The sequence below is a fragment of the Sphingomonas oryzagri genome (genome assembly GCF_029906645.1).
Lineage (GTDB): Bacteria > Pseudomonadota > Alphaproteobacteria > Sphingomonadales > Sphingomonadaceae > Solisphingomonas > Solisphingomonas oryzagri.
This window is the reverse complement of sequence record NZ_JARYGZ010000002.1, coordinates 468,475-494,102: the sequence shown is the minus strand read 5'-3', so window position 1 is coordinate 494,102 and position 25,628 is coordinate 468,475. Positions and strand designations below refer to the sequence as shown.

At 67.1% G+C, this 25,628-nt stretch carries 26 protein-coding genes; 10 read left to right on the top strand and 16 right to left on the bottom strand.

Annotated elements, in window-relative coordinates; all coding sequences use genetic code 11:
- Positions 1-5 precede the first annotated feature (5 nt).
- Positions 6-311, top strand: a complete 306-nt coding sequence (locus QGN17_RS16495) for a DUF952 domain-containing protein (protein ID WP_281045687.1) — start codon at positions 6-8, stop codon at positions 309-311.
- A 16-nt stretch (positions 312-327) separates the two neighbouring features.
- On the opposite strand, the gene QGN17_RS16490 is transcribed toward QGN17_RS16495, so the two are convergent.
- Positions 328-2,451 carry a RelA/SpoT family protein gene (locus QGN17_RS16490; protein WP_281045686.1) on the bottom strand — a complete coding sequence of 708 codons (2,124 nt, stop codon included), beginning with the start codon at positions 2,449-2,451 and terminating at the stop codon, positions 328-330.
- Between the two features lie 145 nt (positions 2,452-2,596).
- On the opposite strand from QGN17_RS16490, the gene QGN17_RS16485 reads away from it, so the two are divergent.
- Entirely contained in the window at positions 2,597-3,103 is a 507-nt protein-coding gene (locus tag QGN17_RS16485; RefSeq protein ID WP_281045685.1) for a winged helix-turn-helix transcriptional regulator, read from the top strand.
- A gap of 27 nt (positions 3,104-3,130) precedes the next feature.
- Here the strand turns inward: QGN17_RS16485 and rpoZ are convergent, their stop codons facing one another.
- Positions 3,131-3,472, bottom strand: coding sequence for a DNA-directed RNA polymerase subunit omega (rpoZ, locus tag QGN17_RS16480; protein WP_022690914.1), 342 nt, complete (start codon positions 3,470-3,472; stop codon positions 3,131-3,133).
- Positions 3,473-3,595: 123 nt separating this feature from the next.
- Between rpoZ and QGN17_RS16475 the strand changes: the two genes are divergently transcribed.
- Positions 3,596-4,780 (top strand): phospholipase D-like domain-containing protein, encoded by a 1,185-nt coding sequence (locus tag QGN17_RS16475; RefSeq protein ID WP_281045684.1) that lies wholly within the window; start codon positions 3,596-3,598, stop codon positions 4,778-4,780.
- 12 nt (positions 4,781-4,792) lie between these two features.
- Here QGN17_RS16475 and QGN17_RS16470 read toward each other — a convergent pair whose 3' ends face one another.
- Entirely contained in the window at positions 4,793-5,404 is a 612-nt protein-coding gene (locus QGN17_RS16470) for a class I SAM-dependent methyltransferase (RefSeq protein ID WP_022690916.1), read from the bottom strand.
- Between the two features lie 187 nt (positions 5,405-5,591).
- On the opposite strand from QGN17_RS16470, the gene QGN17_RS16465 reads away from it, so the two are divergent.
- Positions 5,592-5,924, top strand: coding sequence for an antibiotic biosynthesis monooxygenase family protein (locus tag QGN17_RS16465; protein WP_281045683.1), 333 nt, complete (start codon positions 5,592-5,594; stop codon positions 5,922-5,924).
- A gap of 3 nt (positions 5,925-5,927) precedes the next feature.
- On the opposite strand, the gene QGN17_RS16460 is transcribed toward QGN17_RS16465, so the two are convergent.
- Complete coding sequence (locus QGN17_RS16460) at positions 5,928-8,228, bottom strand: CDC48 family AAA ATPase (protein WP_281045682.1); 2,301 nt, start codon at positions 8,226-8,228, stop codon at positions 5,928-5,930.
- A gap of 324 nt (positions 8,229-8,552) precedes the next feature.
- On the opposite strand from QGN17_RS16460, the gene QGN17_RS16455 reads away from it, so the two are divergent.
- Positions 8,553-9,431 (top strand): LysR substrate-binding domain-containing protein, encoded by an 879-nt coding sequence (locus tag QGN17_RS16455; protein WP_281045681.1) that lies wholly within the window; start codon positions 8,553-8,555, stop codon positions 9,429-9,431.
- Positions 9,432-9,467: 36 nt separating this feature from the next.
- Here QGN17_RS16455 and QGN17_RS16450 read toward each other — a convergent pair whose 3' ends face one another.
- Both QGN17_RS16450 and QGN17_RS16445 read right to left on the bottom strand, forming a co-directional pair.
- Positions 9,468-9,941 (bottom strand): peptidylprolyl isomerase, encoded by a 474-nt coding sequence (locus QGN17_RS16450; protein WP_281045680.1) that lies wholly within the window; start codon positions 9,939-9,941, stop codon positions 9,468-9,470.
- Between the two features lie 33 nt (positions 9,942-9,974).
- Positions 9,975-11,021 carry an LLM class flavin-dependent oxidoreductase gene (locus QGN17_RS16445; protein ID WP_281045679.1) on the bottom strand — a complete coding sequence of 349 codons (1,047 nt, stop codon included), beginning with the start codon at positions 11,019-11,021 and terminating at the stop codon, positions 9,975-9,977.
- Between the two features lie 109 nt (positions 11,022-11,130).
- Here QGN17_RS16445 and mgtE point away from each other — a divergent pair, with 109 nt between their 5' ends.
- Both mgtE and QGN17_RS16435 read left to right on the top strand, forming a co-directional pair.
- Positions 11,131-12,555, top strand: a complete 1,425-nt coding sequence (gene mgtE, locus QGN17_RS16440) for a magnesium transporter (protein WP_281045678.1) — start codon at positions 11,131-11,133, stop codon at positions 12,553-12,555.
- Between the two features lie 40 nt (positions 12,556-12,595).
- On the top strand, positions 12,596-13,003 hold the full coding sequence (locus QGN17_RS16435; RefSeq protein ID WP_281045677.1) for a DUF1489 domain-containing protein: 408 nt from the start codon (positions 12,596-12,598) through the stop codon (positions 13,001-13,003).
- Positions 13,004-13,007: 4 nt separating this feature from the next.
- Here QGN17_RS16435 and QGN17_RS16430 read toward each other — a convergent pair whose 3' ends face one another.
- Together QGN17_RS16430 and QGN17_RS16425 are read right to left on the bottom strand one after the other, a co-directional pair.
- A complete protein-coding gene (locus QGN17_RS16430; RefSeq protein WP_281045675.1) occupies positions 13,008-13,739 on the bottom strand; it encodes a head GIN domain-containing protein in 732 nt (243 codons plus the stop codon).
- Between the two features lie 11 nt (positions 13,740-13,750).
- Positions 13,751-14,428 carry a GIN domain-containing protein gene (locus QGN17_RS16425; protein WP_281045674.1) on the bottom strand — a complete coding sequence of 226 codons (678 nt, stop codon included), beginning with the start codon at positions 14,426-14,428 and terminating at the stop codon, positions 13,751-13,753.
- Between the two features lie 102 nt (positions 14,429-14,530).
- Between QGN17_RS16425 and QGN17_RS16420 the strand changes: the two genes are divergently transcribed.
- Positions 14,531-15,091 (top strand): YkgJ family cysteine cluster protein, encoded by a 561-nt coding sequence (locus tag QGN17_RS16420; RefSeq protein WP_281045673.1) that lies wholly within the window; start codon positions 14,531-14,533, stop codon positions 15,089-15,091.
- Between the two features lie 213 nt (positions 15,092-15,304).
- Positions 15,305-15,661 carry a hypothetical protein gene (locus QGN17_RS16415; RefSeq protein ID WP_281045672.1) on the top strand — a complete coding sequence of 119 codons (357 nt, stop codon included), beginning with the start codon at positions 15,305-15,307 and terminating at the stop codon, positions 15,659-15,661.
- Between the two features lie 42 nt (positions 15,662-15,703).
- On the opposite strand, the gene QGN17_RS16410 is transcribed toward QGN17_RS16415, so the two are convergent.
- From QGN17_RS16410 to QGN17_RS16390, 5 genes are all read right to left on the bottom strand, one after another.
- Positions 15,704-15,919 (bottom strand): hypothetical protein, encoded by a 216-nt coding sequence (locus QGN17_RS16410; RefSeq protein ID WP_281045670.1) that lies wholly within the window; start codon positions 15,917-15,919, stop codon positions 15,704-15,706.
- Positions 15,920-16,351: 432 nt separating this feature from the next.
- Positions 16,352-16,870, bottom strand: a complete 519-nt coding sequence (locus tag QGN17_RS16405; RefSeq protein ID WP_022690932.1) for a CarD family transcriptional regulator — start codon at positions 16,868-16,870, stop codon at positions 16,352-16,354.
- 229 nt (positions 16,871-17,099) lie between these two features.
- Positions 17,100-17,438, bottom strand: coding sequence for a ferredoxin FdxA (fdxA, locus tag QGN17_RS16400; RefSeq protein WP_022690933.1), 339 nt, complete (start codon positions 17,436-17,438; stop codon positions 17,100-17,102).
- A 213-nt stretch (positions 17,439-17,651) separates the two neighbouring features.
- Entirely contained in the window at positions 17,652-17,915 is a 264-nt protein-coding gene (locus tag QGN17_RS16395; protein WP_281045669.1) for an RNA-binding S4 domain-containing protein, read from the bottom strand.
- Positions 17,908-20,469 (bottom strand): helicase-related protein, encoded by a 2,562-nt coding sequence (locus tag QGN17_RS16390; RefSeq protein ID WP_281045668.1) that lies wholly within the window; start codon positions 20,467-20,469, stop codon positions 17,908-17,910. The genes QGN17_RS16395 and QGN17_RS16390 overlap by 8 nt, the downstream gene beginning before the upstream one ends.
- Before the next feature lie 160 nt (positions 20,470-20,629).
- Here QGN17_RS16390 and QGN17_RS16385 point away from each other — a divergent pair, with 160 nt between their 5' ends.
- A complete protein-coding gene (locus QGN17_RS16385; RefSeq protein WP_281045667.1) occupies positions 20,630-22,129 on the top strand; it encodes a M23 family metallopeptidase in 1,500 nt (499 codons plus the stop codon).
- Positions 22,130-22,213: 84 nt separating this feature from the next.
- Here the strand turns inward: QGN17_RS16385 and QGN17_RS16380 are convergent, their stop codons facing one another.
- The 3 genes from QGN17_RS16380 to QGN17_RS16370 form a co-directional block, all read right to left on the bottom strand.
- Positions 22,214-23,842 carry an ATP-binding protein gene (locus QGN17_RS16380; protein WP_281045776.1) on the bottom strand — a complete coding sequence of 543 codons (1,629 nt, stop codon included), beginning with the start codon at positions 23,840-23,842 and terminating at the stop codon, positions 22,214-22,216.
- 117 nt (positions 23,843-23,959) lie between these two features.
- Positions 23,960-24,673: a TIGR02186 family protein gene (locus tag QGN17_RS16375; RefSeq protein ID WP_390902710.1), complete on the bottom strand. Its 714-nt coding sequence runs from the start codon at positions 24,671-24,673 to the stop codon at positions 23,960-23,962.
- A gap of 32 nt (positions 24,674-24,705) precedes the next feature.
- Positions 24,706-25,620: a sulfite exporter TauE/SafE family protein gene (locus tag QGN17_RS16370; RefSeq protein ID WP_281045665.1), complete on the bottom strand. Its 915-nt coding sequence runs from the start codon at positions 25,618-25,620 to the stop codon at positions 24,706-24,708.
- Between the last annotated feature and the right edge of the window lie 8 nt (positions 25,621-25,628).

Below are 25,628 nucleotides of genomic sequence, written 5' to 3'. Positions count from 1 at the left end.
TTGGCATGAGCAAGGCGTACAAGATCCTCACCGCGGGCCAGTGGGCGGGCTGGCAGGACAAGGGCGCGTTCAGCGGCGCGCCGATCGATATCGAGGACGGCTACATCCACCTCTCCACCGCCGAGCAGGTGGCTGAGACCCACGCCAAGCATTTCGAGGGACTGCACGATCTGGTGCTCGCCGAGGTCGATCTCGACCAGCTGGGCGATACGGTCGTGTGGGAGCCATCGCGCGGCGGACAACTCTTTCCGCACGTCTACGGCACCATCCCGCTGGAGGCCGTCACCGACGCGCGGGTGATTCCGGACTAACGTCCACGGCGGCGATTCAGGCCGCCTCCCACCTCTCCTCTTCGCCGATCCGTACACGCTCGGCCTGGCTCACCGGCTCGGCCGCGCGCAGTGCCGCGAGGATGCGCATCAGGTGGGCGAGATCATGCACCTCCAGATCGACGTGGAAGGTGTGGAAGCTCGAATCGCGGTGGACCAGCGACAGGTTGAGGATGTTGGCGGCGTGCTGGCCGAGGATACCCGCCATCGTCGCCAACGAACCCGGCTCGTTGCGGATGATCACCGCCAGCCGCGCGGTGCCTCCGTCCGACTGGTCACCCCAGGCGAGATCGACCCAGTCGGTGTCTTCCGGCAGCGCGGCGAGCGTCGGGCAGTCGATCGCATGAACCTCGACCGGCGCGTCCGGCCGGCGCAGGCCGACGATGCGATCGCCCGGCACCGGGTGGCAGCAGTCGGCGAGCCGAAAGGCGACACCCGGAGTCAGCCCCTTGATCGAAACCTTGTCGCGCTGGGGCACCGGGCGGGATGCCGCGTCGGTGCCAGGCATCAGCGCCTCCGCCACCGCCGCATCATCGATCGTGCGGCGCGCGATCGCCTCCATCAGCGCATTCTCGTCGCCGAGATGCAGGCGCTTCACCGCCTGCGCCAGCGCATCGGCGCCGAGCGGAGCAGGCAGGCGCGAGACGATCTCGTCGTAGAATTTCCGCCCGAGCGCGATCATCTCGACCCGCTCCTTCTGGCGGACGAAGCGGCGCAGCGTCGCCTTGGCCTTGCCGGTGACGACGAAGTTCATCCATTCGGGCTGCGGCTTCTGGGCGGCGGATTTCAGGATCTGCACCTGATCGCCATTCTGGATCGGCGTGCGCAGCGGCACCAGCCGCCCGTTCACCTTGGCGCCCACCGCCTGATTGCCGAGATCGGTGTGGACGGCATAGGCGAAATCGATCGGCGTCGATCCCTTGGGCAGCTGGATCAGCTCGCCGTTCGGGGTGAAGGCGAAGATGCGATCCTGGTACATCGCCATGCGGGTGTGCTCGAGCAGCTCCTCGGGGCTGTCGGCATGGTCGAGGATCTCGACGAGGTCGCGGATCCAGCTGACCTTGGTGCCGCCCACGTCGGCGGCGGTGCCCTGCTTGTAGGCCCAGTGCGCGGCGTAGCCATATTCGGCCTGCGCGTGCATCGCCTCGGAGCGGATCTGGATTTCGATCCGGACCTTCTCGTTGTGGATCACGGACGTGTGGAGCGAGCGGTAGCCGTTCCGCTTGGGCGTCGAGACGTAGTCCTTGAAGCGGCCCGGCACCATCGGCCAGCGCTCGTGGATGAGGCCGAGCGCGCGATAGCATTGCTCGGTATCCGCGACGACCACGCGGAACGCCATGATGTCGCTCAGTTGCTCGAAGCTGATGTGGCGCTCGGTCATCTTGCGCCAGATCGAATAGGGATGCTTTTCGCGCCCCGTCACCTCGGCCTGGATGCCGTGGCGACCGAGCAGCAGGGTGAGGCCGGACGCGATGCGCGCAATCCGGTCCCCGCCGCCTTCTTTCAGCTGATCGAGCCGCCTGGTGATTGACTCGTAGGCTTCGGGTTCGAGCTGCTGGAAGGCGAGCGTCTGCATCTCCTTCATGAACTCGTACATGCCCACGCGCTCGGCGAGCGGCGCGTAGATGTCCATCGTCTCCTTCGCGATGCGGCGGCGCTTGGCCTCGCTCGGGATGTAATGGAGCGTCCGCATGTTGTGCAGCCGGTCGGCCAGCTTCACCAGCAGCACGCGGATGTCGTCGGACATCGCCAGCAGGAACTTGCGCAGGTTTTCGGCGGCGCGCTCGTTCTCGGACTGCGCCTCGATCTTGGAGAGCTTGGTGACGCCGTCGACCATCCGCGCGACGTTCGGGCCGAACAGCTTCTCGATCTGCTCAGGCGTGGCGACCGTATCCTCGATCGTGTCGTGCAGGATCGCGGTGGCGATCGTCTCGTCGTCGAGCCTCAGGTCGGTCAGGATACCGGCCACCTCGATCGGGTGGCTGTAATAAGGATCGCCCGAGGCACGCTTCTGCGATCCATGCGCCTGCATCGAAAAGACGTAGGCGCGGTTGATCAGCTCCTCGTTCGCATCGGGATCATAGCGGCGGACCCGCTCGACGAGTTCATACTGTCTCAGCACGCGCCCATGATGTGGGTTTTATGGCAGTCAAGGCAACCGCGAAGGCCGGTGCGGGGCGCTTTTTCTGCGCGTTCGTGTCCGCCGCGCGACGGCATTTGGGTTTTCGCCCGACTCACCCTATCTAGGGCGGCGGAGGAGAGGGACATTGGAGGACACCGACGTCATTCGCCGGATCGTGACCGGCTGCAGCCTGACCGCCGCCCTGGAGGTGGTGGGCGAGCGATGGTCGTTCCTGATCCTGCGCGGAGCGTTCAACGGCCTGGGCCATTTCGAACAGTTCCAGGGCACGCTCGGCATCGCGCGCAACATCCTCGCCAATCGCCTCTCAAGGCTGGTGGCACATGGCCTGATGGAGCGCTGCCCCTGCACCGACGACAAGCGCAAGGTCGAATATCGGCTGACCGAGAAAGGCGCGGCATTGCTGCCGGCGCTGGTGGCGCTGCGTCAATGGGGCGCCCGCTGGGCCTCGTGCCAGCCCGCGAACACGCGGCTGGTCGACAATCGCGACGGCCTGCCGGTGCAGGAGGTTGCGGTACACGCCGCCGACGGTCGCAGGCTCGGCCTGCACGAACTGCACTGGATCGTCACCGAGGAAGAGCCGGCGAACGGGACCGAGCATGAAGAAGCCGGCCGCATCGCTGCGGCCGGCTGATCTTTCTTCAGAACGGCTCAGGCCGGCTTATTCGTAGTCCGGCCCGACATTCTGGTTGCGCGCCGGTGCGGCGGCGGTGAGGCGCAGAGCCTCGGCCGACTGGGCGAGCGAACCCATCTCGTCGATCGCATCGTCCTCGTCGACCTGGACGCGCTGCAGGCCGGAAATGGCCGAGTCGGACAGGTGATTCGGCGTGATCGTCTCGTCGGCGATCTCGCGCAGCGCGACGACCGGGTTTTTATCGCGGTCGCGATCGATGGTCAGCTCGGCGCCGCCCGAAATCTGGCGGGCACGGTGCGCGGCGAGCAGCACCAGATCGAAACGGTTGGGGACCTTGTCGACGCAATCCTCGACGGTGACGCGCGCCATATGGGCTCCGTAAATGCTGGGACGGAATGTCGGATGAAGGGCCGCAGGTAGCGACGACCGGCAATTTTGTCAACGAAAGCGCGGCGGGTTGCAACCATCCGGGCAGGTGACGCATCTGGCTATATGGCCACCAAAGCTGAACCGGGGGAAAGCGGCACCGCCGATCTGTTCGAGATCGAGGGCAACCGGCTGCACCTGCTGATCGATCGTGAGTTGCGGTTGAAGGCGCTGCTCGATCTGATCGGGCAAGCCAGCACCGAGTTGCGCCTGCTCTACTACATCTTCTGGGACGATCCGGTGGGCGTTGCGGTGCGTGACGCCCTGATCGCGGCACGAGAGCGCGGCGTGAAGGTGTCGCTGCTGGTCGACGGCTTCGGCAGCGAGCGGACGGCGGACGGATTCTTTCAGCCGCTGCGCGATGCCGGCGCCGCGGTCTGCCGCTTCCTGCCACGCAAAGGGCGCCGCTACCTGTTGCGCAACCACCAGAAGATGGCGCTGGCCGACGGCGGCAAGGCGCTGATCGGCGGATTCAATGTGGCCGCCGGCTATTTCGGCGACGGGCCGGAAAACTGGCGCGACCTCGGGGTGCTGGTGGAAGGGCCGGTCGCCGCGCATCTCGATGGGTATTTCGACATGGTAATGCGCTGGGCGCACGATCCGGGCGCCAAGATGCGCGATCTCACGCGCTGCCTGCGGCGCCACAGCCAGAAAAAGGGCAAGCTGCGCTGGCTGTTCGGCGGCCCGACGCAGCGGCTCTCCCCCTGGGCACGATCGCTCAAGCGCGACATCGGGGTGAGTCGCCGCCTCGATATCATCGCCGCCTATTTCGCGCCCAACCCCGGTACGCTGCGCCGGATCGGCCGGCTCGCCCAGCGCGGTACATTGCGCATCATCTCGGCGGCGCATTCGGATAACACGATGACGATCGCAGCGGCACGCAACTGCTACGTCCGCCTGCTCAGGCGGGGCAGCCAGATCTGGGAGTATCAGCCGCAGAAGCTGCACACCAAGCTCTTCGTCGCGGACGACGTGAGCTATATCGGCTCCTCCAACTTCGACATGCGCAGCCTCTACATCAACTGCGAGATCATGCTGCGCATCGAAGACCGGCCCCTCGCCGACCGCCTCCACCGCCACTTCGAGAGCGAGACGGGCCAGTCGCGCGAAGCGAGCCTGGAGATGATCCGCGAGCGCGCCGGCTGGTGGATGCGCGCGAAGTGGAAGCTGGCTTATTTCGTCGTCGCGTTCGTCGACTACACCGTCACCCGGCGTCTGAACTTCCGCAATCCGGGCGCGGAAATCACCTGACCGCCCGCCGCGTCAGTCCTTGTGGAACCACCAGAGCTGCGCCGGCGGCACGTTCCAGAATTCGAACTCCTGATCGACACGATCGAAGAACGGCTCGACGATCGAACGGACCTTCGGGCGGAACTGATAGACCATGAAGGTGCCGCCCGGCTTCAGGGCCTCCGCCGTCGCCTTGGCGATCGCCGGGCCGACACCGGTCGGCAGCGTGGTGAAGGGCAGGCCGGAAATGGCGTAGTCGGCCTTGTCGAAACCGAGCTGGGCCAGGATCTCGTTCACGTCGGCGGCCGAACCGTTGACGATCTGCAGCCGCGAATCCGGAATGGAGCGCTTCAAATAATCGCAGAAATCCGGGTTGGTATCGATCGCCACCAGCGTCGCATCGGGCGCCAGCCGCTCGAGGATCGGGCGGGTGAAAGTGCCGACGCCGGGGCCATATTCGACCATCAGCCTGGTGTTGGCCCAATCGACGGGCGCGAGCATCCGGTCGATCGTCGCCTTGGACGACGGGATGATGGAACCCACCATCACCGGATGCTTGAGGAAGCCCCGGAAGAACATCGCCATCGGGCCGAGCATACCCTTACGCTTGCGATATGCGGCCTGCTCCGCCGAAAAACCGGTCATGTCGTCTCCACCTGGGCCTCGTCCGCTTCGGCCGATGCCCGCCGCAGCGTTGGCAAGCTCGGCCCACGAAGGCAAGCCTTCGTGACGAAAACGCGACTATGCGATTGAGGTGCCGTGTCCTTCAAGTGACGGATGCCGGTCACTTTCCGCTTCATCGCGGAGGCGGGCCGGTCTATCCCGCGCGGCCATGCCCAATCCTCCTCCCGGCGCGATCGCGGTGATCTTCCTTTCGGGACGGAGCGCTGCCGATCCGCAGGGTTACGGGCAGGCCGCCGAAGCGATGGCCGATGCCGCGGCCCGTATGCCCGGCTATCTCGGCATCGATTCCGCGCGCGACGCGGATGGCGTCGGCATCACGATCAGCTGGTGGCAGGACGAGACCGCCGCGATCGCCTGGCGCGACGACCCCGATCACGCGCGCATCCGCGACCAGGGCCGGGCGATCTGGTACGACTGGTATCGCGTGATCGTCGCGACGGTCGACCGCGCCTATGGCTGGACGCGGCCGACCGACGGATGAGGCTCAATCCTCGCGCGGCTTGAACATGCCGGGCGACACGAAGCCAATCGGCTCCAGCGCCATCGCATCCTGCTTCAACCGCGCCGCCATCTGCCCATATTCGCGTTCCATCTCGGGGGTGACGGACGCGCGGGTCTCCTCCAGCGCCTTGTCGAAGTCCGCCATGGAGACGGCCTTGGCCTCCAGCGACGTGCGCAGCGCGATCAGGCCGGCGCGGCGCGTCAGGTCTTCGAGATCGGCGCCGGTGAAGCGATCGGTCCGCGCCGCCAGCGCATCGAGATCGACATCGAGGCCAAGCGGCATCTTGGCCGTATGGATGCCAAGGATATGCCGCCTGCCCTTCTCGTCGGGCACCGAGACGTAGACCAGCTCGTCGAACCGGCCGGGCCTGAGCAGCGCCGGATCGATCAGGTTGGGCCGGTTGGTCGCGCCGATCACGACGATCGACTGCAATTCCTCCAGCCCGTCCATCTCGGCGAGGATGGTGTTGACCACCCGCTCCGTCACCGCTGGTTCGCCCAGTCCGCCGCCGCGCGCGGGAACGAGGCTGTCGAGCTCGTCGATGAAGATCACGGTCGGCGCCACCTGCCGCGCGCGGGCGAACAGCCGGGCGATCTGCTGCTCGCTCTCGCCATACCATTTGGAGAGCAGGTCGCTCGATTTGGTGGCGATGAAGTTCGCCTCCGCCTCGCGCGCCACCGCTTTCGCCAGCAGGGTCTTGCCGGTGCCGGGCGGGCCGTAGAGCAGGAAGCCTTTGGCGGCGCGGATGCCCATGCGGCGGAAGGCGTCCGGATGCTTCAGCGGCAGCTCGACACCCTCACGCAGCTTCTCGCGCGCATCGTCGAGGCCGCCGACATCGTCCCAGCCGACGTTGGGCGCCTGCACCATCACCTCGCGCATCGCAGAGGGCTGGACGCGTTTCAGCGCTTCGAGGAAATCCTCGCGGGTGACCGAAAGCTCCTCCAGCACCTCGGCCGGAATGGTCCGCTCCTCGAGATTGAGGCGCGGCATGATCCGCCGTACCGCCTCGATCGCCGCCTCGCGGCACAAGGCCGCCAGATCGGCACCGACGAAGCCGTAGGTGGTGCGCGCCAGCTCCTTGAGATCCACCTTGTCGCCCAACGGCATACCGCGCGTGTGGATACCCAGGATCTCGCGGCGACCGCGCTCGTCGGGCACCCCGATCACGATCTCGCGATCGAAACGGCCGGGCCTTCTCAGAGCTTCATCGATCGCCTCGGGCCGATTGGTGGCGGCGATGACGACGAGGTTGGCGCGCTTCTCCAGACCGTCCATCAGCGTCAGCAGCTGCGCGACGAGGCGCTTTTCGGCTTCGCCCTGCACCTGCCCGCGCTTGGGCGCGATCGAATCGATCTCGTCGATGAAGATGATCGAGGGCGCGGCCTTGGTCGCCTCCTCGAACACCTGGCGCAGGCGTTGTTCGCTCTCGCCATAGGCCGATCCCATGATCTCGGGACCGGCGATATGGAAGAACTCCGCGTCGCTTTCGTTGGCGACAGCGCGGGCGAGGCGCGTCTTGCCGGTGCCGGGCGGGCCGTGGAGCAGCACGCCCTTGGGCGGCTCGACGCCGAGCCGCTCGAACAGCTCGGGATAGCGCAGCGGCAGCTCGACCATCTCGCGGATCTGGTCGATCGTGTCGCCTAGGCCGCCAAGATCGTCATAGGTCACATCGGCGCGACGGGCCTCCTTGGGCTCCTCATATTCGGCACGCAGCTCGACCTCGGTACTCTGGTCGATATGGACGATGCCCTTGGGCGTCGTGGAAACGACGACGAGCCGGATTTCCTGCAGCGAATAGGCCGGCCGGTTGAGCATCTGCCGCAGCTGCGGCGGCAGATCCTCCTGCGTCACCTTCTGCTGGCCGGTGGTGGCGACAACATCACCAGCGGTCAGCGGCTTCATCTGGAAGCTGCGCTTCAGCGCCGCCCCCGAACCTTGCAGGCGTAAATTCTGCTGTGCCGGCGCGAAAACCACGCGCTGCGCAGGCTTCGATTCGGCCTTGCGCACCTCGACGAAGTCGCCCGAACCGACACCGGCATTGGCACGCTGCAGCCCGTCGAGCCGCAGGATGTCCAGCCCCTCGTCCTCCGGATAGGGCTGCACCGCGCGCGCGGGCGTGGAACGCTTGCCGACGATCTCGACGACGTCGCCCTCCACTACGCCCAGCGTCTGCATCGCGCCGCGCGGCAGGCGGGCGAGGCCGTGGCCGCTATCGTCGGGCCGCGCATTGGCGACCTGCAGGCGTGCAGCGTTGGTTTGATCGAGTGTATCGGCGTCTGCCATCGTTCCCGCTCCGTTATGGTCTGGAGGCCCCGGAAAGATAGGCAACGCACGTGCGCTCTGCGAGTGGCAGTCGGCGATCAAAAAAAAGGCCGCCCCGAAGGACGGCCTGAAGTTTTAGGAGAGGATGCCTGAAAGGCACGCTCTTTGTGCACTTGCTCAGTGTTTTGTGCAAGTGCGAAAAGAACGGTATACGGATGCAAACTGCGCAACCATCAATCGCCTTTCCACGTCGTTTTGGCGTGCGTGCGTTGCAACGCTGAAAGATTTATCGTATTTGCGATGCACAACAGGCGCCGCCAAAATGGGTCCGAAGCGAGGCTGCCGATGCGACGATTGCCACCACTGACCGCCGTCGAGGCCTTCGTTCAGGTTGCCCGCCTGGGCTCGGTTAAGGCCGCCGCCGAAGAACTGGCCCTGTCTTCTCCGGCACTTAGCCGTCGCGTGCAGGCCATGGAGCGCTTCATCGGGCGGCCCCTGTTCGCGCGGCGTCATCAGGCGATGCTGCTCAATGGTGACGGCGAGATGCTGCTCAGCCGCATCGCACCAGCGCTCGATGCACTGGGTGAAGCGATCGAGCAGGTGACCGGTGAAGCCGAGCTGATGCGCCTGAAACTGGGCGTGCTGCCGCTTTACGCCTCACGCCAGCTCATCCACCGCCTGCCGGACCTGCGGGCGCGCTACCCGCATCTCCACATCGACATCGATACCGGCGCCCACGCCTTGACGCGGCTCGGCGACGGGCTGGACGCCGCGATCGTGCTGGCGCGTGAGATCGAGCCGCCGCTCTACGGCCGCAAGCTCGGGCGCAACCGCATCGTCGCGATCGGCAATCGCGCGCGGCAGGAAGGGCCGAACCCGCTCACCGACCCGACCGAACTCGCCAAGGAGACGATCCTGCTCCACCGCGACATGCAGGACAATTTCGTTCTGTGGCGGCAGGCGATCGGGATGCCGGGGCTGGAGCCGCGCGCGATCGACATGTTCGATTCGGGCCAGCTCATCCTCGAATCGGCGGCCGAAGGTCTCGGCGTCGCCTTCATGCTCGACTTCCATCTGGAAGGCGCGAGCGACCCCCGCCTGGTCAAGCTGTTCGCCGAAGAGGCGGAGGCGGAATCGCAATATTGGTTCGTCTGCCGCCGGCCTGCCCTGTCGCGCCGCCCGGTACGGCTGTTCCACGACTGGCTGGTGGGCGACGGGCAATAGCCCCCTCCCGCGCGGGCGGGAGAGGGCCTGTCCGGTTCAGGCCCCGACGGTCGCCTTCACGATCTTGCCGGGCGCACGCGGCGGCTCGCCCTTGGGCAGCGCGTCGACATGCTCCATGCCCGAGGTGACAACACCCCACACCGTATACTGGCGATCGAGGAATCGGGCGTCGTCGAAGCAGATGAAGAACTGGCTGTTGGCCGAGTTCGGGTTGGAAGAGCGCGCCATCGAGCAGACCCCACGAACGTGCGGCTCGGCGTTGAACTCGGCCTTGAGGTCGGGCTTCTTGGAACCGCCCATGCCAGTGCCGGTCGGATCGCCGCCCTGCGCCATGAAGCCGGGGATCACGCGGTGGAACACCACGCCGTCGTAGAAGCCTTCGCTGGCGAGCTCCTTGATGCGCTCGACATGGCCGGGCGCGAGATCGGGGCGAAGCTGGATCACCACGTCGCCACCCTTGCCGTCGCCGGCATCGAGGGTGAAGGTCAGGGTGTTCTCGGGATCGGACATGCGTCTCTCCTTTGGAAATGAATGGATCGCGCTCTAGGCGGGGATGGGTGCCGCCGCCAGCTTATATTCGGCCGCCAGCAGCTCGTAGCAGCGACGCCGCGCGGCGTGATCGGGCATGATGTTGACGACCATCATCTCGTGCGCGCCGTAAAGTTCGGCGACCCGATCGATGCCGGCGCGCACCTCGGCCGGGGTGCCGGTAATCACCCGGCGGCGGCGCATCGACAGCGCGGCCGGCGTGCTCGCCAGCCAGTCGACCGCCTCCTCGATGCTCGGCACCGGGATCAGGACGCCGCGCGTCAGATGCGCGAACATCATCGCGGAGGGCGCGGAAAGGCGCTGCGCCTCCTCGGCCGTATCGGCCGCGATCGCCCAGACGGTGGCAAGCACTTGCGGCGCGTCGAGGTGGCGCGAGGGCACGAACATGTCGCGGTAGAGCTTCGCCAGCTCGACGCCATCAGGATTGATGAAATCGGCGATCGCATAGGGCAGCCCGAGCCGCCCGGCGAGCACCGCGCTGTCCGGCGAGGAGCCGAGCAGCCAGACCGGGACAGCCCCGCCCCCGCTCGGCAGCGTCGCGCGCAGCGGCGCGAAGACATGATCGTCGGGAAGCCCCGCCCCCTCCTCCGTTCGATCGTCGAGATAGGCGAGCAGTTCGTTCAGCGCCGCCGGGAAATCCTCGGCGCCGAAGCCGCGTGAGCGGTCCTGCCGCATGGCGAGCGCGGTGCGCTGGTCGCTGCCGGGCGCCCTGCCCAGCCCCAGGTCGATGCGATCGGGTGCGAGGGCGGCCAGCATCTTGAAGGTCTCGGCGACCTTGAAGGGCGAATAATGCGGCAGCATGATCCCGCCCGAGCCGATCCGCATCCGCTTGGTCACCTGCGACACCGGCCCGATCAGCGCCTCGGGCGCGGCGCCGGCCAGCGCGGGCGTCGCATGATGCTCGGCCATCCAGTAGCGGTGATAGCCGAGATCGTCGCAGAGTCTCGCGAGATCGAGCGTGTTCTGCAAGGCCTGGGTTGCGGTGGAGCCGGCGGCGATCGGCGACTGGTCGAGCACCGACAGGCGATAGGGAGCGTTCATGCGAGACCATCTAGGGTCGCATCCGCCCGATGAAAGGGCTGACATCACGTCAGCACGCGTCTAAGGCGCCAAAAGGCGTTTGTTTCGGTCAGGAAAAAGGAGGCGGCCTATGAGCGACACCGACCTCGAGGCCCCCGAGCCGACCGAAATCGACACCGTCGAGGCAAGCCCCGAACCGAGCCACGACGAGGACAACCGCCTCACCCGCGATTTCGTCGATACCGTCGTCGAGCATGTCGAGCAGGACGAGAATGAGGAGGCGCGCGCCCTCGTCCGCCCACTCCACCCCGCCGACATCGCCGATCTGTTCGAGTTGGCGCCGGCCGATGCCCGCGCACCGCTCGCCTCCGCGCTGGCCGAGCTGCTCGACGGCGACGTTCTCGCCGAGATGAACGACTGGGTGCGCGACGAGGTGCTGCAGGCACTGTCCGCACGACAGGTCGCCGCCCTCGCCACCGAACTCGATACCGACGACGCCGTCGCGATCATCGAGGACATGGACCTCGAGGACCAGCGCGAGGTTCTGCGCGCGCTGGATCCGGACGATCGCGCCGCGATCGAGGAAGCGCTCAGCTATCCGGAGGAATCCGCCGGCCGCCTGATGCAGCGCGACCTGATTGCGGTGCCCGAGCATTGGACCGTCGGCGACGTCCTCGATTACCTGCGCCGCAACGAGGATCTGACGACCGATTTCTGGGAAATCTACGTCACCGATCACGCCCACCACCCGGTCGGCACCTGCAAGCTGAGCTGGGTGCTGCGCACGCCCCGCAGCATCGCCATCGCCGACGTGATGCAACGCGAGCAGACCCTGATCCCGGTCGACATGGATCAGGAGGAGGTCGCCCTCCGCTTCCAGAAATACGCACTAATCTCGGCGGCCGTCGTGGATGCCGCCGGGCGGCTGGTCGGCATGATCACGGTCGACGACGTCCTCCACATCATCCAGCAGGAAGCCGGCGAGGACATCCTCGCCATGTCGGGCGCCGGCGACGGCGACATCAACGAGCCGCTGCGCCGTACGATTCGCTCGCGCATGCTGTGGCTGCTGATCAACCTCGGCACTGCGATCCTTGCCGCCTCGGTGATCGGCGCTTTCTCGGGCGCGATCGAGAAGCTGGTGGCTCTGTCCGCGCTGATGACGATCGTGTCGGGCATGGGCGGCAACGCCGCGACGCAGACGATGGCCGTGACGGTGCGCGCGCTCGCCACCAACCAGCTGACCTCGTCCAACACATGGCGCATGATCGGCCGTGAATGGTGGATCTCGGTCGCCAACGGCGTCGGCCTGGGCGCGCTGATGACGATCGGCTGCCAAGTTTATTACCATGACACCGGCCTCTCCGCGATCCTGTTCGCCGCGATGGTGATCAACAGCATCAATGCGGGCCTTGCCGGCGTGCTCATCCCGCTGGGGCTGGAGAAGCTCAAGATCGATCCCGCCGTCACCTCCACCGTGTTCGTGACGACGATGACGGACTGTATGGGCTTCTTCGCGCTGCTCGGCCTCGCCACCGCCTTCAACGTCTCGTGACGTTGCCGGAGCGCGCACCCGCCACCATCTTCGGGGGCTGATGACGCTGCACATCACCAAGGTCGCGGTCGGTTGCACCGAATTGGATACGCTGCGCGAGCGAATGGAATCGCGCGCCAGCGATGGCGAGACGTATCTGATCACCCGCTTCCGCCCGAAGCGTGAGAGCGAGCTGGTCGGCGGGTCGGTCTACTGGATCATCAAGCACCGGCTGGTGGCGCGGCAGGAGATACTCGGTTTCGCGGAAGATCCGGATGGCAAGCGCTGCCGCATCCTGCTTTCCGTCGATCTGCGTCCCGTCCGCGCCCACCCCAAGCGCGCGCATCAGGGCTGGCGCTATCTGCCCGCCGCCGATGCCCCACCCGATCTCGGCGGTGCCGAGGCGGAGGGGCTGTCGGCGCTCCCCGGCGCGATGGCCGCCGAACTGGCGGCGCTCGCCCTGATCTGACGCGTCAGTCCTTCGCCTCGCGCGCGCAATGGACGTCGCCCGAGCCGGTACGGTTGACGGTGCAGGCGGCCGGGCCGGCGATGGTCACGTCGCCCGATCCGGCCAGGACCACCTTGGCCGTCCGCCGCGCGCCGAGCGCGAGATCGCCCGATCCGACCAGCTTGGCCTGCGCATCGTCGCTGACCAGTGCATCCGCCTTCAGGTCGCCCGATCCGGTGACGGTCGCGTTGGCGGTGCGTGCCTTGCCGGCGAGGCTCATGTCGCCCGATCCGGTCATCACCGCCGACAGCGCCCCAACGTCGACCGTGCCGACAGAGAGATCACCCGATCCCGACAGCGCGAGATCGAGCGCGTCACCCTGCACCCGGTCCACCGTCACGTCGCCCGATCCGGTGACCGCCACCGCCTCCAGCCCCGGCGCGTTCACCTCGACCACCACCTTGCCCTGCGATCCGCCCGGCCAGCCGCCCCAGCCACCCGGCAGCGTCTTCACCACCAGAGTATCGCCGTTCTGCTCGACCGAGAGGCGATCGAGCGCCTCCTTCGGCCCGGTCGCACGCGCGGACGGCGATCCGCCGACGTGGACATGCACGTCGAACGGGCCGGCGATCCGCATCTTGCTGAAGCCGGAGACACCGTAATTCTGCGTCGCGGCCTCCGCAGAGGTGGTGCAGGCGGCGAGCGGCAGCGCGAGCAAGGCGGCGCCACGGAGCCAGGGGGCGGCGATACGGGGCATGATCGGTCTCCTCACTGGCCGCAGCGAACGCTGCCGAGGCCGCTCTTCTGGATAGCGCATTGCGCGTTGCCCGCCACCACCACGCTGCCCATGCCGGACAGGCTGATGGCCGCCGGGCCGTTGACCCGCGCGCTGATCCGGCCGGTGCCGGACATCGCGAAATTGCCGGCGTTGGCGGCGAGGTTGGCGACGTCGATCGATCCGACGCCCGACACTTTCGCCTCCAGCCGCGCGGTGCGGCCGGCCGCGACGATGGTGCCGGTGCCGCCCATCGCGAGCGAGGTACGCGGCGCGCGCAGCTGGGCGATGCGGATCGAACCCGCGCCACCCACCGAGCCATCGAATTGCGGCCCGTCCACACGATCGATCGTCATCGTGCCGGCGCCGGAAATCGCGGCACCCGCGACGCGCGGCATGGTGATCGAGACACGCAGATCGTTATGCCCGCGCACGCTGCCGCCCTCTAGCCAGCCGAGCACCAGCGTATCGCCGCGCACGTCGGCGGTCAGGCGGCGGACCAGTTCGGGATCGCCCTCCGCGTGGACGGCGAAGCGCGGGCCGGCCGTGATCGCGACGGTGGCGGCCGACTTCAGCTCGACCCTGTCGAAGCCGCGCGCCGGGAAATCGCGCGTCGCCGCAGCGGCGGGAGTGACGGCAAGCGCGGCGAGAATCAAAGCGGAAATACGCATCACGGCCTCTCAACTGTATTGTTGTGATAATACAGCACGGAACGACCGGCGCAAGCGCCTTCGCCGCTTGCGTTCGGCGCGCCGCGAGCGCAGTCCCGCGCCGTGGCGAACGTTGATCTGGAAACCGCCCTGCTGGGCGAGGTGGTGGCAGGACGCGACTGCGGCGGCTGCGCGGTCTGCTGCGAGGTGCTCAGAATCGACACGCCCGATCTGCGCAAGCCCGCAGGCATCCCGTGCGTGAATCAGGTGGCCGAAGGCTGCGCGATCCACGCGACGCGGCCGGACATCTGCCGCGCCTGGTTCTGCGGATGGCGCCGCAACGCCGCCATGCCCGATGCCGCGCGGCCCGATCGCAGCGGCCTGATGGTCTCGCTCGATATCATGCGCGAACCGCGCAACTGCCTGGAAGGCGTGGCGATCGTGGTCCGCTCGCTCGATGGCGGCGCTGCGTTCCGCACCGATCTGGCGGAGGAGATGGTCGATCTGCTGTGCGACGGCCTCGTGCCGGTGTGGCTGCACGACGGATCGAGCAAGGTGCTGCTCCATCCCGAAAGCGATGTCGCCAGCCATGTCATCGCCGATACGATGCCGCCGCCGCATCGGCGCGAGGAGGTCGCCGCCTGGCGGGCGCGCTACGGCATGTTCGATCCGAAGGCGGGGTGATCCCTACCGCCCGTCGCGGCCGGTGAAATTGACAACATTGACAGTCATGACGGCCGAAAGACGACATTTCTACAGGCGGATCGGCGATGAGAAAGAACGGCCCCGGTAGTCCGGTGCGGCGACCGTGACAGACGAAATCCTACGTGGGAAGGAGCGGACATCGCCCCAGTTGCGGACATTCCCGCCGCTTGTCATGCTCGCATGATGGACCACTTGAATCAGCTTGATCCAGCTGCCGATGGTCGTGCCGCTAGGGCGCGATTCTCCGCTGCATTTATGTCTGACACCAAATGGCGGAAGGCCTTTCGAGCCATTGCGGAAGCGCCCGTTGGCGTTCGCGAAATGCTTGTGAAGTTTATCGATGTCGATGAGCCGAAAAGGATGCGGTTTCCGCCGAGCTTGGCCTGCCCGCTGGCATATATGGACACGATAGAGTTTGGCCCGACGGAACTCCGGTCGATCGAATGGCTCGAAGTGGAAGCCGACATCGAACCGCTGCTTGCGCCTCTCGGCAGGTTTCCGATCAAAAAGACCGATCTCGGTTCGCGGCTTGTTGGTTATGGCAACTGACGCCCCAGTGGCGGAACTGCGGGTTCTAGTCGCTGCCGACTGCTACCTGTTTTCGATGCTCTCTGCGGACGGGCCGTGGGTTGCTGCGAGATAGAACAGCGATCCGGCAACCGCCCATGGAATGACATAGAAGCCCACAAAGAGGGCGAACGTTGAGGAGCCGTCAAACATCCAAAGCGGATGGACGAAGAACAAGATTGTGAATGGGAAAAGCATAGCAGCGGGGGTGATCGCTATTCCGACTGCGACGTTCACCATCCAGCGATTTTGAGGTCGATCGATCGCCGGATTCCACAGAAGTCTAAACAGGCGACGCCATCGTGTTATAGGAGGATAATACACTTTCTTTCGGCGGCCTTCAACGGCCGCTTTCCACCACCTCCCGTCATTCCCGCGAACGCGGGAATCCATATGCGCTGCGTTTCAGAATCGGGCGCCGGGCTTATGGACCCCGGATCAACTCCGGGGTGACGATGGGCGGCGGGTATCGCTACCCACCGCTTCCCGTCATTGCGAGCGGAGCGAATCAATCCAGATGCGGTGGCGGGTGGATCGCCACGGCGGGTTGCGCCTCGCAATGACGCGCGAAGATCACAACGCCTTTTTTCCGATCGCCATCGTCGAAGGCAAAGACGCAAAAGAAAAGGGCGGCCGAAGCCGCCCTTCCCTCTCAAGGCTGAACAAACAGCCTTATTTCGCGAGCGCCACCGCGGCTTCGCGGAGGATCTCGATGATCTTCTGCTGCGCGCGGGGTTCATCGGTCTCTTCCATCGCGGCCAGTTCGCGGGCGAGCCGGCTGGTCGCGGCCTCGAAGATCTGGCGCTCGGAATAGCTCTGCTCGGGCTGGTCCTCGGCGCGGAACAGGTCGCGCACCACCTCGGCGATCGACACGAGGTCGCCCGAGTTGATCTTCGCTTCATATTCCTGCGCGCGGCGCGACCACATGGTGCGCTTCACCTTGGGCTTGCCCTTCAGCGTCTCGAGCGCTTCCTTGAGCGTCACCGACGAGGAGAGCTTACGCATCCCGACGGACTCGGCCTTGTTGGTCGGCACGCGGAGCGTCATCCGCTCCTTTTCGAAACGCAGCACGTACAGTTCGAGCTTGGCGCCAGCGATCTCCTGGCTCTGCAACTCGATCACGCGGCCCACGCCGTGCTTGGGGTAGACGACATAGTCGCCGACGTCGAAGCTCAACGCCTTTGCAGCCATTTCGTACCTTTCCGGTAAAGTTCCGGTCGTTCGGCCCTCACGGTCCGCAGCACTCCACCCCTAGTCCCGCAGCCGCTGGCGATCCGATGACCACCCACATTGATGAAGTGGGGGCGCGCTTCATGATCTTCAAGCGATCACAAGCCGCCCCCCACGGGAGCAGCTTGTAACACAGTTTTCCCGAAATGTGTAGGGATTCGCGCCGGAACTTGCGGCGAACCGCTCCGGATCAGTCGCCCTGGCCGGGCTCTGCGGAGAAATACTTGTCGTACTTCCCGTCCTGGCCCTTGAACTCGTCGGCGTCGGCGGGTGCCTCGCGCTTGCGGGTGATGTTGGGCCACTGGGCGGAGAAAGTGGCGTTCAGTTCCTGCCACTTCTCAAGGCCGCCCTCGGTATCGGGCAGGATCGCCTCGGCCGGACATTCCGGCTCGCACACGCCGCAATCGATGCACTCGTTCGGGTTGATCACGAGCATGTTGTCGCCTTCGTAGAAACAATCCACGGGGCACACCTCCACGCAGTCCATATACTTGCAGCGGATGCAGGCATCGGTGACGACGTAGGTCATGTCTCTTCTTTCGATCTTCCGAACGGGTGACGAACGCGCCCTGCTAGGCCCGCCTGCCGTCCGTCGTCAACGAATGTCTTTGCGAACGATTGTCAGGGGAATTGCATCCCGTTCGCCCTGAGCTTGTCGAAGGGCTGTCCTTCCTTCTGCCCGCGCGACAAGAAGAAGGGCAGGGCTTCGACAGGCTCAGCCCCGAACGGGGAAAGGGGCGAGCTACACCAGATCCGTGTAGCAGGACTGCGCCTCCGGCGCTGGCCCGCGTCGCAGCGGGATAGCCTCGACCCGGACCACCCGCACCTGCCCGCCGACCGGCAGGCCCAGCACCGAGCCGACCTTCACCTGGGCCGATGATTTGTGGATGGCCCGCCCGTCGAGGCGGATATGCCCTTCCCCGATCAGGGCCTGGGCGAGGCTTCGCGTCTTGGCGAAGCGGGCGAAACAGAGAAACTGGTCGAGACGCAGCGTCGTGTCAGCCATGGGCACCTTGGGCTTGGGGTGGAAGAAGTCGGGCGAGCGCGCCGAATGCGTTGCCCGGCCGGGCACGCGGCGCATCGACGCGATCGGGGCGACGGCCGCGCCACAGCCAGGCGATCGGCGCGTCTCCTTCCTTTGGCCCCTCGCCGCGCCGGTGCTGCGCGAAGCCGAGCGTGCGCATCAGCCGCGCAACGGCGGGCGGCTTGAGGCCCAGCGATGTGGACAGCGACGGATCGGGCACGAACGGACGATGCCCCTGTCGTGCGTCATGCGCATGACGGGCGAGCCGCTCGACCAGATCGACACGCAGCATCTGGTCGCCGAGATCGCGGAAACCCGCTCGCACTGCGGCGGCGCGGAGCAGCGGGTCCGGATTGCCGATCATCGCCGCGCCGGGCGCCGGTACCGGCGGCATGGTGGCATTGGCCCGCGCCGCCAGCAAAGCGAGGCGCCAGCGCATCGGCTCGGGCTTGAGCAGCGCGGGCACGAACAGATCGAGCGTGCCGATCTTGAGGCCGAGATGGGCGGCGACGCGCCGCTGGTCGCGATCCAGCGCCGGGAGCGAGGCCGCGACCGTCTCGCGCGCGACGATACCGCCCGCCTCGGCGACCGGGGCGAGCAGGCCGCGCAGCACCGGCGCGGTCGCCTTGTCGCTCGCGGCGGTCGCGATCGCCGCGAGCGGGGCGAGGTGGCGGCCGATCGAGGCGTGCAACCAGCGCTCCAGCCGCTCGATCACCTTCGCCTTGTGATCGGCCGACAGCGGATCGAGCGTGCGGTGGAGGGTCAGGCGCGGCTCGGCGAGCGACCGGCCCTTGGAGAGACGCGCCACGACGTCGCCGCGCCAGAAGATCGCCACCGGGCGACCGATGTCGGTGGCGAGCGTGAAGGCCTTGTCGGGATCGCCCGCGAGGGCTTTAGCCCTCCGCGCCAGTTCGTCGCCCAATCGGCGTTCGGCGGCGGCCATCAGCCGCTTCATGTCGGCGTGGCGGGCGTTGGCGTCGGCGACGAAGCGGAAGCCGGTGAGATGGCCGATCGGCTCGTCGGCGACGCTCACCTCGCCATCGGCGCCGATCGTGACGGGCAGCATCTCGGCGCCCTTCCTGTCGAGATCGCGCAGCAGCACCGAGGTGCGGCGATCGACGAAGCGCTGGGTGAGGCGATCGTGCAGCGCGTCGGAGAGTTTCTCCTCCAGCTGGCGGGTGCGCTCGGCCCACAGCGCCGGCTCGGCCAGCCAGTCGGCACGGTGGGCGATATAGGCCCAGGTGCGAGCGGAGGCGATGCGGTCGGCGATCGTCTCGACGTCGCCCTGCACGGTATCGAGCCGCGCGATCTCGTCGGCAAACCATTGGGCGGGGAGCTTGCGGTCGCCCTCGGAGAGATGCTGGAAGACGCGCGCCACCAGCCGGGCATGCGCCTCGCTGCCGGTCTTGCGGAAATCGGGGAGGCCGCACGCCGCCCACAGCCGCTCAGTCATCGCCTGGCCCCGCGCGCGGTGGGCGATGTCGGGCTCGGCGGCGAGGCGCTTGAGGACGGAGAGATCGATCGCCTCGGGCGCGGCGCGGAGGCCGTCGCGGTCGGGGCGGGCCTCGAGGCTGGCGATCAGCTTGCCGACGGACGAGAAATCCGGCGTGCCGTTGCGCCAGTAGAGATGGTCGAGCGGCTTGAAGTGGTGGCCCTCGATCGCCAGCACTTCCTCGGGATCGAAGCTCGCACCCGATCCTTCGGAGCCGAGCGTCCCGAACGTCCCGTCGCGCTGGTGGCGGCCCGCGCGGCCGGCGATCTGCGCCATTTCGGGGATCGTGAGGCGGCGCGCGCGCTTGCCGTCGAACTTGCGCAGCGAGGCGAAGGCGACGTGGGCGACGTCCATGTTGAGGCCCATGCCGATCGCGTCTGTCGCGACCAGATAATCCACCTCGCCCGCCTGATACATTGCGACCTGCGCGTTGCGGGTGCGGGGCGAAAGCGCGCCCATCACCACCGCCGCGCCGCCGCGCAGCCGGCGCAGCATTTCGGCGACGGCGTAGACCTCCTCGGCCGAGAAGGCGACGACCACCGAACGCTTGGGCAGGCGCGAAATCTTCTTCGGGCCGGCATAGGACAGGGTCGAGAAACGCGGCCGGCCGATGATCTCGGCATCCGGCGTCAGCGCGCGCAGCATCGGCCGCAGCGTCTCGGAGCCGAGGATCAGCGTTTCCTCGCGGCCCCGCGCGCGCAGCAGGCGATCGGTGAAGACGTGGCCACGTTCGGGATCGGCCGCCAGCTGCGCCTCATCCAAAGCGACGAAGGCGAAATCGCGGTCGGTCGGCATCGATTCCGCGGTGCACAGGAAGTAGCGGGCGCCCGGCGGCAGGATCTTCTCCTCGCCGGTCAGCAGCGCGACCTGGTCCTTGCCCTTGATCGCGACGACCCGGTCATAGACCTCGCGGGCGAGCAGGCGGAGCGGGAAGCCCATGCAGCCGGAGGAGTGGGCCACCATACGCTCGATCGCATAGTGGGTCTTGCCCGTATTCGTCGGGCCCAACACGGCGATCAGCCGCTCGTTGACAAAGCCACCCATCCCGAAATGCAAGGTGGTATCTCGCGCGTGCGAAGGCAAGAGTCCTTGGGAGTCAAAGCGATTCGCTTCGTCGCATCTGCGGAATCGTTCGGCGCAGGCCACCCCCGGTCAACTTGACCTTAACCCTGTTGGGGCAGAGTCGCCCCTTCGCAAAAAGGGGATGGGCGCTTTGTACCAGCGCGAGGAGCACGGGTTCGGGACGGCCGGCGGCGCGGGCGCGATCGCCGCCAGCTCCGCCGGTTTCGGCCGTGCCGGATCGTTCCACAGACCTCGCCGCAGCCTGGCCGACATCGATCTCGTCGTCGACCTCGGCTCGCGCATCGGCACGGGCGAATGGTTTCGCGGCCTCGCGACGCTGGCGGCGATGATCGGCACGACGATCTGGCTGGCGCCCGGCATCAAGCCGATCACGATCCCGGCGCCAGCCGCCATGGCGCCCGCGCAATATGACGAGATGCGCTCGCTCGCCATCGCGCCGACCGCTTACGGCGCCGACACAGGCCGCCGCCTCGCCCCCACCGATCGCGCCCGGCCGCTCAGTTCCACCCCCGAACGGCCCCAGATCGACATCCAGTCTACACTCGGCTTCGGCGACGGCCTCGCCCGCGTGCTGGAGCGCGAGGGCGCCGCGCATGACGATGCCGTCAAGGCCGCGAGCCTCGTGGCGAGCGCGGTGCCGCTGTCGGACATCGCGGCCGGGACGAAGCTCGCCATCACGCTCGGCCGCCGCCCGAGCCGTAGGGTGGACCGCCCGATCGACGCGCTCAGCTTCCGCGCGCGCTTCGATCTCGCGCTCAACCTCACTCGCGTGAACGGTGAGCTCACGCTGCAGCGCCTGCCGATCGCGGTGGATGCCACGCCGATGCGGCTCACCGGTGCGATCGGCGGCAGCCTCTACGAAGCCGAGCGCAACGCCGGGGCGCCGCCCTCCGTGGTGGCCGACTACATCAAGGCGATCGCGAAGCGCGTGGCCATCGACGACATCATGGCGTCGGACCGCTTCGACATGGTGTTCGAGCACAAGCGCGCCGCCACCGGCGAGGTGCAGACCGGGCGGCTGCTCTATGCCGGTATCGTGCATGAGGGCGAAACGCTCCGCCTTGCCCGCTGGACGCTCGGCGGGCGCGAGCAATGGTTCGATGCGTCCGGCGCGGGCGAGACGCGCGACGGCTTCACCATGCCGGTCTCCGGCGCGCGCATGTCCTCGGGCTTCGGGATGCGCTTCCACCCCATCCTCGGCTTCAGCCGGATGCACCAGGGCGTCGATCTCGCAGCCCCTTACGGCACGCCGATCGTCGCGGCGGCGGACGGCGTGGTGCGTTTCGCCGGCTGGCATGGCGGCCACGGCAATTTCGTCCAGATCGCGCACGATGGCGGGATGGGCACCGGCTACGGCCATATGAGCCGCATCATCGTGCGGCCGGGTGAGACCGTCCAACAGGGCGAGCTGATCGGCTATGTCGGATCGACCGGGCTTTCGACCGGGCCGCATTGCCATTTCGAGGTCTATCGCGGCGGGCAGGCGATCGATCCGGCGAGCGCCAGCTTCGAGCGCACCGAGCGGATCGGCGGCGGGGCGCTCGCGAAGTTCAAGGCGATGATGGCGCGGTGGACGGGCTTGCCGGTCGGCGGCGCGCAGACAGTGCCGGCCAAGGGCTGATTTCCATCGTCATCGCGAAGCGCCGTGGCGATCCATTCCGGCTGCTAGATTGCTCCGTTACGCGCGCAATGACCAGAGGGGAGATTACTTCCCCTTGCGCCACCGTGCGATCACGCGGTTGATCATCTCCGCTTCGCCGCCCTGGTTCTTCCACAGCACCGAGAAGAGCGGATCGCCGGATGCCGGGCGCTTGTTCTCTTCGAGATTGTCGAAGGAAATGCGCATCGGGATCGAGGCGCCCTCGCCGCACACCACGCATTCGCGATTGCGCAGCGCCGGGATGGTTTCCATGAAGCCGCGCGCGCCTTCGGGCATCGCCGCCTTCACATGCGCCTGGTCGCGCTCGTTGTTGAGGCGCATCGCGATGATCGTACCGCACTGGGAAAGCACGCCCTCGGCCAGATCCGACGGCCGCTGCGTGATCAGCCCCAGCGAAACACCATATTTACGGCCTTCCTTGGCGATCCGTTCGAGCACGCGGCGCACGGCGGACTGGCCGGGGATGCGATCCGACGGAATGTAGCGGTGCGCCTCCTCGCAGACGAGCAGGATCGGGCGCGGCGTCTCGTGGCGCGACCAGATCGCGTAATCGAACACCAGGCGGCTGAGCAAAGCCACCACCACCGAGGTGATCTCGGACGGCACGCCCGACACGTCGATGATCGAGATCGGCTTGCCGTGGGTCGGCAGGCGGAACAGCCGCGCGATCGTCGCTGCCATCGTGTCCGCCACCAGCATACCGGAGAACATGAAGCCGTAGCGCGGATCGGCGCGCAGTTCCTCGATCTTGGTCTTCAGCCGCATGTGCGAGCTGGTGTCGCCGGCGCGATCGAGCTTGCCCATGTCGGTGACGATGAAGTTCAGCAGGTCGGACAGCAGATAGGGGATCGGGCTGTCGACGGTGACCTTGGCGATGCCCTCCGCCGCGCGGCTCTTCTGGCGCGCGGCGAGCAGGCACTTGGCGAGCACGTCCATGTCGCGCTGGCGCTCGGCGCCCTCGGTGCCGATCAGCACCTCGGTATGCTCCTCGAAGGTGAGCAGCCAGTAGGGGAGCTGGAGATTCTCGACGTCGAACAGTTCGCCATAGCCGTCGAACGCGGCAGGATATTCGCCGTGCGGATCGATCATCACGACATGGCCCTGCGGCGCCATCTCGCAGATGCGGTGCAGGATCAGCGCGAGGCTGGTCGACTTGCCGGTGCCGGTGGAACCGACCAGCGCGAAATGGCGACCGAGCAGCGAATCGACATAGAGCGAGCCGCGCACGTCCGACGTCGGGTAGACCGTGCCGATCTCGATATGGGCGCGATCCTCGGCGGCGAAAATCTGCATCATGTCCGAATGCCCGGCCGGATAGACCGAGACGCCCGGCATCGGATAGCGCGTCACGCCACGGCGGAATTCCAGCATCCGCCCGGTGGTAGGGCAAGCCCGGCCCTCACCGAGAAAATCGATGTCGGCGGCGATACGATCGCCGTCACCGCGCTCGAGACTGAGCGAGCGGACGTTGGCGGCCAGCCAAAGATCGCCGCAGCGCATCTTGATCTGGCTGCCGACCTCGCCGGCGAGCGCGACGCCGCCGCCGGTCTCGGCGCCGTCATGCAGGCGCTGGATGGCGCGCGCGTCGAACACCACGCGGGCGGAGCCGCCGCCGACGTCGAGGACGAAGCCGATCTCGGTCAGCGGCGAGTCGCGGCGCGGCTCGGGCGCCACCGGAGTGGAACTCTCTTCGGCAAACCCCCGCCAGCCCAGTCCGTCCACGTGCGCATTCCTTTCCCCTGAGCCGCCGCTCCTAGCGCGCCATGGGTAAAGAATTGACTGAGAACGCGGTTAATTGCGCCGAAACAGCGCGCCCGCGCCCCAGCCGATGGCCAGCGACACCGCCACCGCGACGAGGCCGTATGTGAACGGCCAGCGGTGCGCGGCAAGCGTCACGAAGCGCTCGAATCCCTGCTTGCCGATATCGACCTCACGCACCGCGCCGGCCACCACCTTGCCGTCCTGAATCAGAAAGGTCTCGGCGACGTAGCGGCCGACCGGCACGCGCGCGGGGATCGCGATCTGCGCGCGGTAGAGCGCCCCGTCGCGGATCGAGACGCCGTGCGCATCCTCCACATAGAGGCCCGATCGCCGCTTGAGATCGACGAGACCGTTCTCGAACCGCGCCTGTTCGGCCGGCGGCGCGCCCGATGCCGGCGACATCTGCAGGCTGTCGAGACCCAGTTCGTAGATGGCGGCGGTGCGCGCGTCGATCAGTTCGCCCAGCGGGCGCGAACTGGCGACCGCATAGAAGCTGGGGGCGGAACGGAAGCGCGCGCTGTCCGCGTTCAGCCACATCCCCGCGACCTTCTGCTTCTCGCGCACCAGGATCGACTGGGTCGGCCCTTTCAGCACCACCGCGATGTCGGCCGGATGATCGGGCTGGCGGCCGTGCGGATAGAGGATCGCGCCGAACAGCAGCAGCTCCGCACCGGTGAAGCTGTAGACGATCTGCACCTCGTTGTCCGACACGTCGGGCACCAGCACCGGCTTGGCCGCGCCCATGCAGAGGAGGGCCGCAAACGCTGCGAGGCGCCTCATCCCAGCTCGACGCTGTAAAGTTCGCCCGGCCGCCAGGTCAGCCCGATCGCCATCCGTACCGCCACCGCCAGCACGATCAGCGCCAGCATCAGGCGGAGATATTCGGGCTTCATCGTCATCGCGAAGCGGCTGCCGATCTGCGCGCCCGTCGCCGAGCCGATCAGCAGCAGGACGGCGAGTACGAGGTCCACCGCTTCGGTGGTGACGGCGTGGATGAGCGTGGTCGCAGCGGTGACGAACAGGATCTGGAACAGGCTGGTGCCCACCACCACCTGCGCCGCCATGCCGAGCAGGTAGATCATCGCCGGCACCATCACGAAGCCGCCGCCGACGCCGAGGCTCACGGTGAGCACGCCTGTCAAAACGCCGAGCAGGAAGGGCGCGAGCGGCGAGATGTAGAGACCGGACCGGTAGAAGCGGTAGCGGCCGGGTAGGGCGGCTATCAGCGGATTGTGGCGACGCGGCTTGCGTACCGGCTTGCGCCCCTGCCGCTGCGCCAGAATGGTCGCGATCGATTCCCGTGCCATCAGTCCGCCGATCGAACCCAGCATCAGCACATAGACGAGTGCGATCACCGTATCGATCTGGCCGAGCCGCTGCAGCAACCGGAACAGTAGCGCGCCCAGCCCCGATCCGACGATACCGCCCGCGACCATGACGCCGCCCATCTGGAAATCGACCCCGCCGCGCCGCATCTGCGCGAGCACGCCCGATACGCTCGCGCCGGTGATCTGCGTGGCGGAGGAGGCAACGGCGACGGTCGGCGGGATGCCGTAGAAGATCAGCAGCGGCGTCGTCAGAAAACCGCCGCCGACCCCGAACATGCCCGACAGCAGGCCGACGCCGGCGCCGAGCAGCACGATCACCAGCATGTTCACCGAAAGACCGGCGATGGGCAGGTAGATGTGCATGGGACAGG